The sequence below is a fragment of the Bacteroidota bacterium genome, from assembly GCA_016699695.1.
Lineage (GTDB): Bacteria > Bacteroidota > Bacteroidia > Bacteroidales > UBA10428 > UBA10428.
Map to the genome: position 1 here is coordinate 2,366,983 of CP065006.1, position 15,920 is coordinate 2,382,902.

Annotated in this window: 14 protein-coding genes; 6 read left to right on the forward strand and 8 right to left on the reverse strand. The window is 41.4% G+C overall.

All coding sequences use genetic code 11. The annotated features are described in order from the left end of the window. Positions 1 to 20: 20 nt before the first annotated feature. Together IPM71_10040 and IPM71_10045 are read left to right on the forward strand one after the other, a co-directional pair. Positions 21 to 1,112 (forward strand): glycosyltransferase family 9 protein, encoded by a 1,092-nt coding sequence (locus IPM71_10040; GenBank protein QQS49951.1) that lies wholly within the window; start codon positions 21 to 23, stop codon positions 1,110 to 1,112. Beyond that, complete coding sequence (locus IPM71_10045; protein QQS49952.1) at positions 1,109 to 2,227, forward strand: glycosyltransferase; 1,119 nt, start codon at positions 1,109 to 1,111, stop codon at positions 2,225 to 2,227. The genes IPM71_10040 and IPM71_10045 overlap by 4 nt, the downstream gene beginning before the upstream one ends. Positions 2,228 to 2,328: 101 nt before the next feature. Here IPM71_10045 and IPM71_10050 read toward each other — a convergent pair whose 3' ends face one another. After that, positions 2,329 to 3,207 carry a DMT family transporter gene (locus IPM71_10050; protein QQS49953.1) on the reverse strand — a complete coding sequence of 293 codons (879 nt, stop codon included), beginning with the start codon at positions 3,205 to 3,207 and terminating at the stop codon, positions 2,329 to 2,331. Positions 3,208 to 3,287: 80 nt separating this feature from the next. After that, positions 3,288 to 4,474, reverse strand: a protein-coding gene (locus IPM71_10055; GenBank protein QQS49954.1) for an IS3 family transposase whose coding sequence is annotated in 2 segments (ribosomal slippage) — positions 3,288 to 4,189 and positions 4,189 to 4,474 — 1,188 coding nt in all. Because the reading frame shifts where the segments join, the coding sequence is not laid out codon by codon here. Positions 4,475 to 4,753: 279 nt separating this feature from the next. Between IPM71_10055 and IPM71_10060 the strand changes: the two genes are divergently transcribed. Next, a complete protein-coding gene (locus tag IPM71_10060) occupies positions 4,754 to 6,913 on the forward strand; it encodes a TonB-dependent receptor plug domain-containing protein (GenBank protein ID QQS49955.1) in 2,160 nt (719 codons plus the stop codon). A gap of 21 nt (positions 6,914 to 6,934) precedes the next feature. On the opposite strand, the gene IPM71_10065 is transcribed toward IPM71_10060, so the two are convergent. From IPM71_10065 to IPM71_10085, 5 genes are all read right to left on the reverse strand, one after another. Beyond that, on the reverse strand, positions 6,935 to 7,690 hold the full coding sequence (locus tag IPM71_10065) for a response regulator transcription factor (protein ID QQS49956.1): 756 nt from the start codon (positions 7,688 to 7,690) through the stop codon (positions 6,935 to 6,937). Next, positions 7,687 to 8,691 (reverse strand): histidine kinase, encoded by a 1,005-nt coding sequence (locus IPM71_10070; protein ID QQS49957.1) that lies wholly within the window; start codon positions 8,689 to 8,691, stop codon positions 7,687 to 7,689. Before IPM71_10070 ends, IPM71_10065 begins: the two co-directional genes overlap by 4 nt. Before the next feature lie 68 nt (positions 8,692 to 8,759). Next, positions 8,760 to 11,141, reverse strand: a complete 2,382-nt coding sequence (locus tag IPM71_10075) for a TonB-dependent receptor (GenBank protein ID QQS49958.1) — start codon at positions 11,139 to 11,141, stop codon at positions 8,760 to 8,762. A 208-nt stretch (positions 11,142 to 11,349) separates the two neighbouring features. Further along, a complete protein-coding gene (gene aspS, locus IPM71_10080) occupies positions 11,350 to 13,104 on the reverse strand; it encodes an aspartate--tRNA ligase (GenBank protein QQS49959.1) in 1,755 nt (584 codons plus the stop codon). A gap of 160 nt (positions 13,105 to 13,264) precedes the next feature. After that, entirely contained in the window at positions 13,265 to 13,534 is a 270-nt protein-coding gene (locus IPM71_10085) for a hypothetical protein (protein QQS49960.1), read from the reverse strand. On the opposite strand from IPM71_10085, the gene IPM71_10090 reads away from it, so the two are divergent. Beyond that, positions 13,506 to 13,856, forward strand: coding sequence for a hypothetical protein (locus IPM71_10090; protein ID QQS49961.1), 351 nt, complete (start codon positions 13,506 to 13,508; stop codon positions 13,854 to 13,856). The genes IPM71_10085 and IPM71_10090 overlap by 29 nt on opposite strands. Positions 13,857 to 14,030: 174 nt before the next feature. Beyond that, complete coding sequence (locus IPM71_10095; protein ID QQS49962.1) at positions 14,031 to 14,558, forward strand: hypothetical protein; 528 nt, start codon at positions 14,031 to 14,033, stop codon at positions 14,556 to 14,558. Between the two features lie 59 nt (positions 14,559 to 14,617). Here IPM71_10095 and IPM71_10100 read toward each other — a convergent pair whose 3' ends face one another. After that, a complete protein-coding gene (locus tag IPM71_10100) occupies positions 14,618 to 15,073 on the reverse strand; it encodes a CoA-binding protein (GenBank protein ID QQS49963.1) in 456 nt (151 codons plus the stop codon). A gap of 184 nt (positions 15,074 to 15,257) precedes the next feature. Here IPM71_10100 and IPM71_10105 point away from each other — a divergent pair, with 184 nt between their 5' ends. Next, positions 15,258 to 15,728, forward strand: a complete 471-nt coding sequence (locus tag IPM71_10105) for an LEA type 2 family protein (protein ID QQS49964.1) — start codon at positions 15,258 to 15,260, stop codon at positions 15,726 to 15,728. The last annotated feature ends 192 nt before the right edge of the window (positions 15,729 to 15,920 follow it).

Below are 15,920 nucleotides of genomic sequence, written 5' to 3' on the forward strand. Positions count from 1 at the left end.
CATAAAACTATCAAGCCATTATGTTCGAATCTATCAAGTTCGATTGCAGGTACTTCAGGGGACATATTCCCTGTCAACCCAATAAGTTGAGAAACAAAATCTGCAACAGTTGTGACGAATACCTTCCTTTTTCAAAAAAAATACTCATTATCAAGCTTGGTGCCATCGGCGATGTAATCCGTTCTACACCCCTGGCGGTAAAATACCGCAAGCTTTATCCCGGATGCCACATTACCTGGCTTACTCATTTTTCCGATGTATTGCCTACCGAAGAAATCAACCAAATTTATACTTTCGATTTCCTTTCGTACTACAAAATAAAAAACAGTCGGTTCGATATTGCCATTAACCTCGACAAAGACCCCGAGGCCATTGCTTTGCTTGCTGAAGTTTCTGCCAGCGAAAAGTATGGGTTTATTTTAAACAACAATCATCTCGATGCCGCAACCCCTGCCGCACAGCATAAAATTGTTACCGGTCTTTTCGATGGTGTATCAAAAGAAAATACCAAAAGCTACCTCGAAGAGATTTTTGAAATCTGTCATTTGGATTTTCAGGGTGAGCCTTACCTGCTTAATTACAACCAGGAGTATGCTCAAAAATGGGAAGTGTTGAAGGTACAGGCGGGTAGCAAAAAGATTATAGGACTTAACACCGGTTGCGGCGAACGTTGGAAAACACGCCTGTGGCCCAAAGATTATTGGATTTCGTTTATTGGCTTGTTGACCCGTGCTGGGTATTACCCTGTGTTGCTTGGAGGCCCTGCAGAAGACTCTCAGAACCGCTCCCTGTCTGAAGCCACAGGAGCTTTTTATCCGGGTACTTTTTCGCTCGCAGAATTTATTGCACTTACTTCGAACTGCGATGCCATTGTAACCCAGGTATCAATGATGATGCACATAGCTACCGGATTAAAGAAGCCCATGGTGCTGTTCAACAACATTTTTAACAAGCACGAATTTGAACTTTATAAGCGTGGTGTAATTGTTGAGCCTTCGTCTGGCTGCGACTGTTTTTACGGCAATACCTGCAAGCGAGAAAGAAACTGCATGCACGACCTGTTGCCTGAAACAGCCTTCGAAGCTCTCGAATCGTTAAAACACCTGATATGAAAATAGCCCTGCTTTCTACTTTTTACCCTTATCGTGGTGGTATTGCCCAGTTTAATGCCTCCATTTACAAGGAACTTGAAAAAGAGCATGAGGTGAAGGCTTTTACCTTTTCTGTTCAATATCCTGGTTTTTTGTTCCCCGGTGAAACGCAATATGTCACCGAGGCTGACAAGGCAATTCAAATTGAAAGCCATCGGGTGTTAAATACTATCAATCCAATTTCTTATTACTCTGCAGCACGGGCGATTAAAAAATTTCAGCCCGACCTGCTTATCATGAAGTATTGGATGTCCTTTTTTGGGCCATCGCTGGGCTTTGTTGCTGGAAGCATGAAAAAACATTGCAAAGTTATTACCATACTCGACAATGTAATTCCACACGAAAAGCGGTTTTTTGATACAGCATTTACCAAGTACTTTTTAAAACGCAACAAAGGTTTTGTGTCCATGAGCCATTCGGTAACTGCCGATTTGCTTAGTCTGAAACCCGATGCCCGCTATACCTATTTGCCACATCCGCTTTACGACCACTTCGGAGCTAAAGTCGATAAGCTTGCAGCCCAGTCCCTGCTTGGGTTGAAATCCGGGAAAAAGACACTCTTATTTTTTGGAATCATCAGAAAATACAAAGGCCTTGATGTACTCTTGCAGGCATTCGAAAAGCTCGACGATTCCTATCAACTTGTCATTGCCGGGGAGGCTTATGATGATTTTGAAAAATACCGGCTACTCATTCAAAGTTCATCCTTGAAAAACAACATATATCTCTTTAACCGCTACATAGGCGACGAAGAAGTGCCTGTATTTTTCTCGGCAGCCGATGTGTGTGTGTTGCCCTACCGATCGGCTACGCAAAGCGGAATTACATCCATATCGTATCATTTCGAATTGCCACTGGTTGCTACCAAAGTGGGTGGCTTGCATGAAATTGTGAAACATAACGAAACAGGAATTATTGCCGAGGCTTGCGAACCAGGCTTGATTGCTCAGGCGCTGAAAGATTATTTTTCGGCAGGCCAACCCGAAAAATTCCGGAGCAATATCAGGAAATTGAAAGAAGAACTTTCGTGGAGAAGTTTCACCCAAAAATTAGTATCCTTCAGCTCCGGTTTGTAAACACTTTATTTGAAAGCGGGTACGCGGGTAAATACCCCGCCTATTGAGGCGAATAAAATAAAATCCTTTACAGATACCCCGTCAGCTTTATGCGGGGAGCTTCATTTGCCGCGTGTGAAATGCACCAGGTAAATTCCCCCTACGATAACAATGCCTCCGGTAATTTGCCAGAGTGAAAAAATTTCGCCTAACATAAAAGTGGCAATAATGGCTGTCATTACCGGTTGGCCCAGCAGGGTGGGAGATACAACCGAAGCCGGTAAATGCCCTTGCGAATAATTAATCATGAACCAACCGGCAACCTGAATTCCTAAGCCCATAGCCAGCCAGTACCCCCATGTTTGGGTGGAATACCCGGTAAATTCGAGTTGAAAAAACAAGGCGTAAATAAAGGAAGTTACCGTAGTAGCTACTGTGCTGAGGTACAAAAAGGCAAGGGTGTTGAGGTGTTTTCGACCAGGTTGGGTGCATAACTGGTACCCACTGTAAAAAATACCTGCAAATAGTCCATAGACGATACCTTTCAGCGTTGCCCCAGGAGAGAGAATGTCTTTCCCGATGAGGCACATTACGCCAATTACTGCCAATATTACCCCAACCCAGAACCAGACATTCTGTTTTTCCTTAAAAAAAAGAATAGCGCCTATGCCAACCCAAATAGGAGCCAGGTTGCCTGTAAGTGTAGGAAGGGTAGCATTACTGGCCATGATGCCGCTTGTCCAGAATGCCATATCGGTGGCTAAAAATACGCCCGCCAGTATTGCAAACAACATACCTCGCCGCGGCAGGAGGAGTTTACCGCGAAAAAAGGCCACCAGAAAGATTGGGGTAAGTGCCAGAGCACCAATAAGCATACGGTAAAAAGTGGTTATTATGCCTGGTGCATCTGCCAGCTTAATGAGTATGGGTGATACCCCCAGCAACATTAAGCCAGAAAAAAGGGCAGGGTAGGCATTACGGGGAATGGTTTGATTGTTCACTCAATTTGCAAATTTGGGTCGAATTTAGGGTATTTTTTGCACTGTAGCTTTGATCCTGCAATAGTTTTCCGGACATTTTATTAAGCCACTAATTGATTTATTAAAATCTCTTTTTTGTTTCTTATTGATGTTTTTATTGTCGTATGAATCCTGTTTACATTATACCATGCCTCAATGTATTCGAATACAGACAATTGAGCTTCTTCGAAAGTTTTAAAACTGTTTTGATAAACAAGCTCAACTTTCAGTGTCTTAAAGAAACTTTCAGCAACAGCGTTATCCCAACAATCCCCTTTACGGCTCATGCTTCTTTCGACAAGTTTGTAGGATGCGAGTAATTCTTTAAACTCATTGCAGGCATATTGAACACCACGGTCAGAATGAAAAATAAGCACCTGGGTTATAGGGCGGTTCCTGACCGCCATCATCCAGGCCGGAATGGTTGTATGAATTGCCTTTAAAGATCTGCTAAATGCCCAACCAATTACTTTTCTATCATAAAGATCTATTATAACCGTCAAATAGAGCCACCCTTGCCAGGTTTTAATATAAGTGATATCCGACACCCACACCTGCGCTCTTCTGGTCACCGTAAAGTCTCTATTGAGCTTATTTTCCACCACAGGGTAATGATGTCTGGAGTCAGTTGTAACAACCCACTTCTTACGAATAATGCTCTGCAAATGTTGTTTTTTCATTAACCGGGCTACTCTTTGTCTTGACACAGGGATCCCTTCTTCCAAAAGTGCTATTGTAACCCTGGGGCTGCCATAGGTCTTTTTGCTGAACTCGTAAATCCTTTTTATGCGATTTGATAAATCTTCGTTCTCGATATCCCGCTTCCCGGGCTTACGAATCAGCCAACTGTAATATGAACTCCTGCTTACTTTTAATACTTTACACATCTTCTCAATGGGAAATATGGAGTCATTTAACCTTATAAACTGGAATATTTGCCATCGTTCTTGGAGAAAATGCTTACAGCTTTTTTTAAGATGTCGCGCTCTAGCTGTGCATCACGAAGCTCTTTCTTTAATCTTGCGATTTCTTTTTGCTCATCGGTCAGAATCTTATTGCCCTGACCAGGAAAGCTCGCACCTCTATGAAGCTCTGCCTCTCTTCGCCATCGGTAGATCAGATCGGCACTTATATCCAGTTCGGATGCCAGTGCAGATATGTCTTCCCGATTATAACTGAGTTCAATAACCATCTGTTTAAACTCACGATCAAATCTTCTTCTTTGTCTCATATCCGTTAAATTAAGCATTTTAGCTTAACTTACTGTCCGGATAAAAATAGCAGTTCCACTCTTTAACCTTTTGTTATATTCGATGATAATTAATAACTTAAGCTAATCTATTCTGAATGGAATGAGCAAATTGATTTTATTGGTTGTATTCAACTTACGATACGCGCACCGCGCTGGAAATAAGGGTGAAAATTTACAAATTCCTGGCTGGCGAATTAAATCCACCAAGTCCTATTAAATCATTGGAAGCCCTGAGAAAAGCGGCCTACCGATTCTAACCTCACCACATTTAAAAGAATGAACAAGGAATTCCAAATACATCCCCTCAAAACTCTCCTGTTAGCAATAGCCTTGTTTTCAATAGTTCCAACTGTCCGCTCACAAGATATGGATACCCTTTTTAACCTAACACTTGAAGAGCTGTTGAACATTCAGGTTTCGGTAGCTTCCAAAAATCCCGAAAAGAGCTCCGAATCTGCCAGCATACTTACCATAATTACCAGGCAGGATATAGAAGACAATCACTGTCGCGACCTGGTGGATGTGCTAAATATGGTGCCCGGAATGAATATTGCAAAAGATGACGATTATACCACTTTTACCAGCCGCGGCTTGTATGGCTTCGAAGGCCGCACTCTGATTATGATAGACGGATTGCAATTGTCCGATTTGTATTTTGGCTCCTTTGTATTAGGCAACGAGTTACCGGTGCATCTGGTGGAACGCATCGAAATTATCCGCGGGCCCGGTTCGGTAATGTATGGAGGTACTGCCGAGTTGGCTGTGATCAATATTGTTACCCATGTCAAAAATCAAAAAGATGGACTCACTGTTGCTGCACGCGCAGGCTGGCTGCCTTCTACATATGGACACTACGATTTAGGTTTTTCTGCTGCTAAAAAGGTGGGCGATACAGAACTTTCTTTACTGGGTTTTGCTGGGAAAGCGCGTCGCAGCGATGCCATGGCTTCTTATATAGGCGATAACGCCACTTTTTTGCACAATGAAGCATCGGCTGGTTTATCCTCGGTAAACCTTACAGGAAGCGCAGTATTCAGAAACAATACTGAGTTTAAGTTTGTTTTGAACCAATATAAAAACAAGCAGGTGCGAAAATTCTCGGTTGATACGCTTATGGCAGATTCTTCTGACACTGACCGCATTTACAAAAGCATCGAAGAGGGCACAGCTGCACGCAAAGTGGAATACACCTATTCAACCATTGGAATTGAATTAAAGCACGCGTTTCATGTAGGACAGAAATTACAATTGGTACCTGTGTTGAATTATCATTACAGTTTTCCTTATAAACGCGATGTGGTGCGGGAAGAAGTAGTAACACAGCGATTCAAACCTACACTTTATGGCTTGTATCAATCGAATGGTACCGAAATTATTGCCGGAGGAGAATATGCTGGCGATTATTCAAAAATTATCAGGCCCGTCCCGTCCAATCCGGTAGATTTTTTACGCAAGTCAATCAACGAGGAGGGGAAAGACCAGATTCTGATTTCCAACGGAGCCTTTTTTGCCCAGGTAAAACAGAAGTTATCGCTCGAGCTCTACAAACTCTTTTTTGTAGCCGGCATGCGATACGATATCAACGAATTGTATGGTTCTCGCTTTAACCCAAAAGCAGGGGTAACTCTTTCTGGTAAAACCATCAATGCCAAAATGCTATACAGCAGTGCTTTTCGTGCACCCCAGGTGGGTAACAATGCTTTTAGCCGCTATGGAATAAATCCGGATACCAATATGTTTTCCCGCATTGGCTCTGGTGTAGGTGCTGAAACAACCCAGATTCTTGAAGCAGAAGTGGGGATTAAACTTTTTAGTAAATTAATGCTGCAAATAAATGCCTATCACCAGTGGGTCGATAGCATCATTGAATTCAGATACAATTACCTCAATGGCGATTTGTATTCCGATAACGGTGGTAAAATCAGTACTGGTGGGTTAGAATTCGAAGCACGTTACCAGGGAAAAAAGTACCGTGGTTTGCTCAATTATTCACATATCTCACCTTTTTTCTTTTCCCATAATAATCCTTATGCCTACAGTTACGAGGATCCGAAAGGAGGAGATACTTACATCACACCCGACAATCAGTCAGGGTACCCTACGCGGCTTGAACTTCTATCGGTACCAGATATAAAACTCTATACGAACCATACTTTCCAAATTACCCCCAAAATTGCCGCTAGTGCCAACGCCATGTATACTAGCGAAAAATGGGCTTACAATGGAAATGGAACCAGCAAAGAAATCGATGCACAGGTCATTTTTGGTGCCGGCCTTGTAGTGAACAACCTGTTGCCCGGGTTAAAACTTCAACTGAGCGTGCATGACCTACTCAACGAAAGGCTGAATGTGGCAACAACCTGGTACGATGGAAATTACGATGTGTTGCCTTACAAAGGAAGAGAAATATCGCTGTTAGTGGGGTATTCGTTTTAACCAGAGTAAAGATTGTGGGGCTTATTTATCTAACCAAAGCCTGAATGTGTGCGATTTCGCTGTACTTACCAAAAATTCTTCTTTGGAACCTTCGAGGTAAAGTTGGATGCGACTTTTCGAAAGGATATTCATTTTCTCAATAGCACGAAATGCCACCATGGTTTGCCTGTTAATCCGGAAAAACTCTTCAGGATTCAGGAGTTCTTCAAGCTTTTCCAGCGAATAGTCAATGGCAAAGCTCCTGCCTTCGCGGGTATTCAGAAAAGTACTTTTTTCGGATGATTGAAAGAAGCTTATTTCAGCTGTTTCGATCGATTTAATTTTGTTTGCCACACTTACCGCGAAACGTTTCTTAAATTGTGTAATTCTCGACGAGAGTGTATTGATCAAGGCATCCATCGAAATTACCGGCGAAACCAACCGCATTCTTTCAAACTTTTTCAAACTTGCTTCCAGCTTCGATTTATCGATGGGTTTTAGAAGGTAATCGATGCTGTTCAATTCAAATGCTTTTATGGCAAACTCGTCATAGGCAGTGGTGAAGATTACAAAGCTATCCAATTGTATTTGCTTAAAAATGTCGAAGCTTATTCCATCGGCCAATTGAATATCCAGCATTACCAGGTCGGGATGTGTATGCGTTTTTAACCAGCTTACCGATGCTTTTACGCTGTCTAACCTATCAACAATTTCTATGTCGGTACTAATTTCCTTGAGTAGCTTCTCCAATCGAAGGGCTGCTGGTTGTTCATCTTCAATAATAAGGGTTGTAATCATAATTCGACAAGCAACAAGGGAATTATTACCCTAAATATAGAGGGAGTTTCGATTATTTCCACTTCCCTTTCGGTAAAAAAGCGGTAGCGCTCGATGATATTTTTAATACCCTGTCCGGTTGAAAATTCAGGATTTTTGCGCTGCAGGTTGTTTTCAACAATTATTACCTGATTTCTGGCCTGCACCTTAATAATCAAGGGATCTTCTTTTGAAATGATGTTGTGCTTCAGGCTGTTTTCGATAAGCATTTGGAGTACCAGTGGCGGCAACGCATAGTGAAAATACTTTTCAGGCACATCCATTTCGATTTTTAAGTTCTCACCAAAGCGAACCTTTTGCAGCTGAAGGTATTTTTCAAGCATTTCGCTTTCGTGACGCACCAACACCAACTCTGTATCGCGACTTTTTAATGTGTAGCGCAGAAAGTCAGAGAGGTTCTGGATATAATCCACGGCAGGCTGATTTTCATGCACCAGGTGACTGATACTGTTGAGGCTGTTGAACAAAAAATGCGGGTTAACCTGCGATTTTAGCGATTCGTATCGTGCTTCGATGTTGTCTTTTTCGAGCTTAACCGATTTCGAAAAGTGTATTTTCCATTGCGAGTAAAACTCTATCGCCTCGTGTATAGCCGTAATCAGAAAAGTGATGAGGTTGGTGAATATGATATCTCTATATAAATTTTCTACCTCTTTAAGAATACCTAACGCACGTTCTATGTAAAAAAGACCTATGGCAAAGCTATTAGTATAAATCAGTACAAGAATAATTTCAATAATCAGGTGCTTTAAAGGGTAACGTTCCCAGGGGTATTTTTTCCATAGAAAAATTACAATGCTTAACACGCCAGCCCAAATGCCGGAAGTAATAATTACAGAGTGAAGCATTACATAAAGCTGAGATTTATTTTCTTGCTCGTGGTGGTTCGGAAAAATAAGGCAAATGAGAATACCCACTAATGGGATAATAAAAAGTGGGTATTTCAGTTTCTCTTTTTTCATACTTTAAAAGCGGATCAATATTACCATAGGGTTCTTTTTACCAAATGCCATTTAACCGACAAATTAGTTTAAAAGTTAATGCGATAGAGAAACATTGGAAGAAAACCTTGCTGATATACATAATAAATCTCATTCTCATTGGGGTCGTAAAATTCCATAAATACGCTCTGATAATTAAATACATTCTGCAAATCTATGGCCCACTCCTGGCTTAGCTTTTTTCCGTTCAGTCTAAATCCAAACCGAAGATCGGTGCGGAAATAGTCGTCGAATTTGTTCTCGTAGGCTTTTGTCCAATTGCGCACATCTTCTCCCATCAATTCCGATTCTTCCAAATCTACAGGCACATAACGTTTCCCGCCTGCCCACACAGTTTTTAGGTCGAAAGTAAATGTTCCGCGTTTGCTTATCTTGTACTCATAGCCACCTAAAAGGTTAAAAACGTATTTTCCGTTAAATGCAGTGTTTCGCCAAACTTTATCGTAGCCCTGGTATTTCGAGTCGAATACCGAAGCAGTAAAGAGGGTATAAAATCCACGACTCAGAAATTTTTCCACTGTCAATTCCAATCCATAATTGCGCCCAGTACCTTCGTTTACAAGGCTATCTTCGGCAGGCCCACCAAAATTATCACCAGTATTGAGTGTCGAAAATTCCGGGAAGTTTTCCTTCACAGGTATATCGTATAACTCCTGGTAATAGGTTTCAAGTTTTATTCTGAAATCTGGTGTAAGCAAGTTATTATACCCTAACACATAGTGGTTACTTTTCGAGAACTTCAGGTTGGTGTTGGTTAAATAGTACTCTCCTGTTTGTAGGTTCTCAGATTGAACAAAGTAGGTCGATCGGCTTTGCATCTGGCTGTGCTTTCCAATGCCAGCATTTATGCTTTGATTTCTCGTAAAATTCCAACGCACCGAGGCTCTTGGTTCAAGGGTCACTTCGTCATTCAGCGGCAAGTATTGGGTATGCAGCCCCAGGTAAGCTGTAAAGTTGTTGCTAAAATTGTGTTGCCACTGTCCATAAGCCCTGTATAACTGCAACTTGTCATCGATATTGAGGGTTTCGATAAACCTCGATTCGTCGTAAAGCAATACACTGTCGATGTAATTTATAGTATAATAGTCGCCAATAAATCCTATGCTGTAATTGTTTTTGGCATTTAATTTATGCCTGAACTGGGTCGAAAAGCTTAGTTTTCCTTCAGTTTCTTCTGAACCAAAGTAATTCGTGAATGATTCAGTATCGTAATGCGCTGAATCGACTTTGGCTTTGGAGTAGGTTGTCTGGTAAGAAACTGTAGTTTTCAGCCTGATATCTTTATTTACATAATAGGTGTTGCTGAGTCCGCTTACCCAAAGGCCCGAACCGAAATCAGTAGCCATTCCTCTCAGGTTATACGAGTTGCTTACGCTGTCGCTTAGGTCTCTACCCAGGTCGATAAAGCTGTCGCCCCAAAGGGTGAATACCTTAAACCGGCCCAATTTTGTTCCCGGAATATCTATGAGCATGGTAAAATCTTTGTAATCGGGTATAGCGGCCCCTGTACCAAAACTAAAGCCTAACATATTCATAGCCTCCATGGTGGAGTAACGGAAGTTTGCAAGGTACGATGGTTTTACTTTTCCCTTTCCAATATTTATGGGTCCTTCGGCCCCCAGTTCGAAACCGTTAAAGCCTACCTGCCCTAGGAATTCATGGACCTGGTTGTTTCCAGAGCGTAGGTTCAAATCAAATGCTCCGGCCAAGGCATTGCCATATTCTGCCGGAAAGGCCCCGGTTAAAAAATCGGAGTTGGTCAGCAGGTTATTGTTCACCATGCTTACGGGGCCTCCTGTAGTACCCTGAGCACCAAAATGGTTTGGATTGGCAATTTCAATACCTTCCATCCGCCATAAAACCCCACTGGGCGAGTTGCCGCGGATGATAATGTCGTTGCGCGAATCGTTCTGGGTCATTACCCCGGCATAGTTGGCTACCATGCGTGCAGGGTCTCCCAGGCTTCCGGCAAAACGTTCTGTTTCTTCGACCGAAAAAGTACGGGCACTTACCATGGCCATTTCGTTTTGCGTTTCGTCTTTGCGTTTTCCGGCAATTACCACAACCTCTTCTACTTCAATGGCATTTTCGTGGAGTTGAACAGTCACCACAGATTCTTTAGCTGATGTAAGCAGCAGGTTATTGATTAACTGGCTTTGGTAACCGATGTAACTGACTTCAATGTTGTGGCGTCCTATGGCTATGTTCTTCAATTCGAACTGGCCATTCATGTCTGTAGTCGTGCCTATTGGTTCAGTGGCGTTCCCGATTATTACGTTCGCTCCAATCAGGGGAAAACCGGTAACTGCATCTGTCACTGTTCCGCGAATGGTTTGTTTTAATTCGTCCTGGGCATTTAGGCCTAAATATAAAGCTGATAGTAATAGGCCAAATAGAATTACTTTTTTCATAGTGGGTAGATTTTATTCGCCTAATGTAAGTAGTGGCCAGAATACAGTAAAAATAAACTTGCTGGATAAAGAAAAAGAAGGTCTAAATGAGTATTTATGTTCGCCGAATAAAATATGTTATTTATTAAATTCAATACTCTCTGATATAAAGAAATCCGGATGACAAGATTTTTTTCAGTCACCCGGATTGGTAATGGATTATTATTTCCTATTTCTTTTTTACTACTTGAAGCGATAGTTCGTCGAGAGCTTCTTTACCAATTTCTGAGGGTGTATCGATCATAATGTCGCGGCCTGAATTATTTTTCGGAAATGCAATTACATCGCGTATCGAATCGAGACCGGCGAATAGCGAAACTAGGCGGTCGAAACCAAAGGCAATACCTCCGTGCGGAGGGGCACCAAACGTAAAGGCATTCATTAAAAAGCCAAATTGATTCTGAGCATCCTCGTCGGTAAAGCCTAATAGCTTAAACATTTGCTTCTGAAGCAGGCGGTCGTGTATACGAATGGATCCGCCTCCAACTTCCACTCCATTAATTACCATGTCGTAGGCGTTCGCCCTTACTGCAGCCGGATTAGTTTCCATCAGTTTTATGTCTTCGTTTTTTGGAGACGTAAACGGATGGTGTTTGGCGTGAAAACGCTTGGTTTCTTCGTCCCATTCAAGCAAAGGAAAGTCGAGAACCCACAATGGGGCATAGGTGTTTTTATTGCGCAGGCCAAGCTGATTTCCCATTTCGAGGCGTAACTCGCTGAGTGCATTCAGGGTTTTTTCTTTGACTCCGGCCAGAATAAGCATCAGGTCACCGGGTTTAGCATCAAAGAATTTGGCCCACTGTTTCAGGTCATCTTCGGTATAAAATTTATCCGCTGTCGATTTCAGACTACCATCTTCGTTGTATTTTACCCAAACCAGACCTTTGGCGCCTACTTGTGGCTTGGTTACGAAGGCAGTTAGCTCATCGAGTTGTTTGCGTGTGTAGGCAGCACAACCCTCTGCGCAAAGTCCACCTACGTATTCTGCTCCGTCAAATACCTGGAAACCTTTGCCTTTTACGAGTGCGCTGATTTCTTTCAGTTTCATTCCGAAACGTATATCAGGTTTGTCATTGCCATAGTTTTCCATGGCATAGGCATAACTTATCCTTGGGAAGGGGCCTTCAAATTCTTCGTGTTGTACGCTTCTGAAAAGGTGCCTGATAAGTCCTTCAAAAGTATTGAGTATATCGTCCTGCTCTACAAAAGCCATTTCGCAGTCGATTTGAGTAAACTCGGGTTGGCGGTCGGCGCGCAGGTCTTCGTCGCGAAAGCATTTTACTATCTGAAAATAGCGGTCGAAACCGGCCACCATCAGCAATTGCTTAAAGGTTTGAGGTGATTGAGGCAGCGCGTAAAACTGTCCGTTGTTCATCCGCGAAGGAACCACAAAGTCGCGTGCTCCTTCAGGCGTTGATTTAATAAGCACCGGAGTTTCTACCTCGATAAATTTTTCTGCACTCAGATAGTTTCTGGTTTCAATAGCCATTTTCGACCTAAGTTCCAGGGCTTTACGCATCGATTCGCGACGTAGGTCGATGTAGCGGTATTTCATTCGTATTTCTTCACCACCGTCTGTGTCGTTTTCGATGGTAAAGGGAGGCACTTCCGATTTGTTCAGCACCTTTAATTCCTGCACAACAATTTCAATTTCGCCAGTAGAAATTTTTAAATTTTTGCTTTGCCGTTCCTCTACTTTGCCGGTGGCTTGAATTACAAATTCGCGGCCAAGTTTTCGGGCCTGTTCGCAAAGGCTGGCATTGGTTTCGAGGTTAAAGGCAAGCTGGGTGATACCATATCGGTCGCGTAGATCCACAAAGGTCATTCCGCCCAAATCGCGCGAACGCTGCACCCATCCGCTTAATGTAACTACTATTCCTACATCAGAAAGGCTTAGTTCGCCACAAGTATGAGTTCTGTACATTTTCTGTTTTATTTAAAATTGCCACGAAGATAGAAAGAAAATGTACGCTAAAAACCAGACAAAAAGCATTTTAAAGCAGAGAATGAAATTCTCTTTTTAATTTACTTTTTTTCGAATAGCAGATCCCTGGCCAGATGGGATGAAAAATAAAAAGCAGGAATTAATTTTTATTGAGTTTTTCCTCGCGTCTTTTCAATTTTTTAAGGGCTTTTTCCAACTTTTCTTTCAATTGGGACAGCACGCTTTTTCCGGCATCTTTCTTTTTAGCTTTTTCAATTTTCTTGTTAATCTTTTCGACCTTTAAGCTTGCTGTGATTACTTTTTCTTCCTTCTTTTTTACTTCTGGAGCAGGTGCTTGAGTCTTTGTTTTACTGGCTGCTGAAATTGGAGCTGTGCTTTTCTTGGCAGCAGGTTTTTTAGCGGCAATCATTTTCTTTTCTGAAGGCGAACTTGCTGCCTTGCTTACAGCCGACTTTTTTGCTGATGATACTTTGCTGGCAGTTGCTTTTGGGGTAACAGCCTTTTTTGTTGCTGGCTTTTTAGCTTTTGCTGGGGCTGGCTTGGCAGTCTTAATTGCTTTCGATGTTGCAGGTTTGGCTGCTGTGGCTGGTTTTTTCGCTGTCGGGGTTGCTTTCTTGACAGGTTTCTTTTCTGTTGAAGGAGTAGATTTTTTCGTTGGTTCTTCCATGTCTATTTGTTATTTCATCGCCAAAATACAAAAAATTATTATCAGCCAGATGCTTATAAACTAATTCGTTATCAAAAGATGATGCATTCGAGTCTATTTTTTTAATTATTCTTTGCAAAAATCATAAAAACAGACTCTTCAATTAGTTCATTCTTTAAACTCTTAATTCAATGCATTTCGTTGACTTCAGTTTGCATGCGTTGTACCTTTATCTAACCAAACAAAAAAGACCATAACCATGAAGAAACAGTTATTTGTTGCTTTCATTTTGTGTCTTTTTATTGTGTTGTCTTGCGATAAAAAGGAAGCTGAGGATCCTCACAACCAGATTCCCGACAAGCTTGTTGGTAGCTGGTTGAATGAAACACTTCGCGAAGGCGAAATACCTACCGAACAACTTTGGTGGGTTTTTAGTAAAAACGATGAACTCAATGGCACCTTTGAATTTTACTGGCAAGTGGATTATCCGGTAGAAAATGTTTTTACCGTAGCTGCCGCTGCGAAGGGTACTTTTACTGTGGATAATGATTATCTTTTTCCTTCACCCAATCAATTTGGTTCTCAGCTTGTTGATCTTATGTCGAATGAGTTTTACGATTCTGTCATGTGGTATTCTCCGGGCGATGAATTTTACGACCTGTTTGAGTTTTGGGAGTCATTTCATTTCGAACTAAATGGCAATACACTTGTGTGTGGCACCGATGAGAATGGCGATGGAGACTTTACGGACAATGATGAAAGCTTGATCTTTATTCGCCAGAATTAAACTTTATGGTTTAGTCTTGTTACAAAAAAAAGCAAGGCATTTTTGTCCGAATAAGCAGATTATCCCGGCAACTGACCAAAAAGTTTCATAATCACACGGTGAATTTTATGTGCTCCCTTCACCGGTTCTGCAAACATGAAAATGCATTTGTTATGTATGATCTCTTTCTCAAATTCTTCGGCAATTTTTAAGGTGCTATCGGTATGAGACATTTGCTGCACCCAAATATTCTTTATCCCTTTATTGAGGGCACTGCGCAGCACCTGGTCAGTTTCGAATTTTGGCGTAACTATCAGCAAACTATCTACATCCGCAGGCAATGTTTCTACAGATGCATAGCAATGGTGACCATTAATTTTTTCTGCATTTGGATTAATAGGAAGGATGTCATATCCATTTTTTAATAATTCTTTGAACACTTCATGACCAAATTTTTTCGGGTTACGTGATACTCCGGCTATGGCTATATGTTTTCCGGCGAAAAAATCATCGATTTGTGCTTTTCTAACTTTCATAATTTCATGAATTTTCAATTGTCAATAAAATTAAAAAGAATTCTTTTGTAGCGCTAATTCGTGTTGTAATCAAGAATAATTATAAATAATAATGCAGAGAATTTGCACATAGCGCTTTTATACTGAGAAGAGAATGCTTTATTTTGGAACGTATTTTGAACACACCCCGGAAAATTAATAATCCATGCAAAACACATTCTTTGTATCTCTTTCTCGTCTTTCGCTGGTTGTACTATTGGCTGTTTTTATGACTTCATGTGGAAATTTCGAGAAAATTTCCATAGGCGATCCTTCCGAGTTTAAGTTAGAGGGTTTTGAAGACAACCACCTTAAATTGCATATAAAAGTACCTGTTGACAATCCTACGCATCATAAAATTATCTTTTCCGATATCGACCTGAAGGTATTTCTGAATGGGAATTACATCGGTAAAATAATTATGGACGAGGGTTTGGCAATTGAGCGGAATGTTGCGAAAGAATACGAACTTCCGATTAAAATTCGTCTGGCAAATATTCTGGGCGCTGCATTTATTATGATGAATATGAAACAGGGACAAAAGGCTGAAATCCGAATCGAAGGTACCATTACTGCAAAGTCATTTCTGGTTAAGCGGACCATAGATATTAAAGAAACCAAGCGCATTACGCTATAGGTCACTCAACTTGTATTTTTTTATCAATCTGACCAGCAGTTTGTTCCCCAAAGCAGGCTGCGCATAAATACGCATTTTTTCAGCGAAGTGATATTTCAAACCTTTCTGTGTAAAAAAAAGCTTAATTTTGCACGACAAAAGCTTACATAGTGACCCTTTTTTTCAAACTCTTCTTAATCCTCTTTTTCTTTT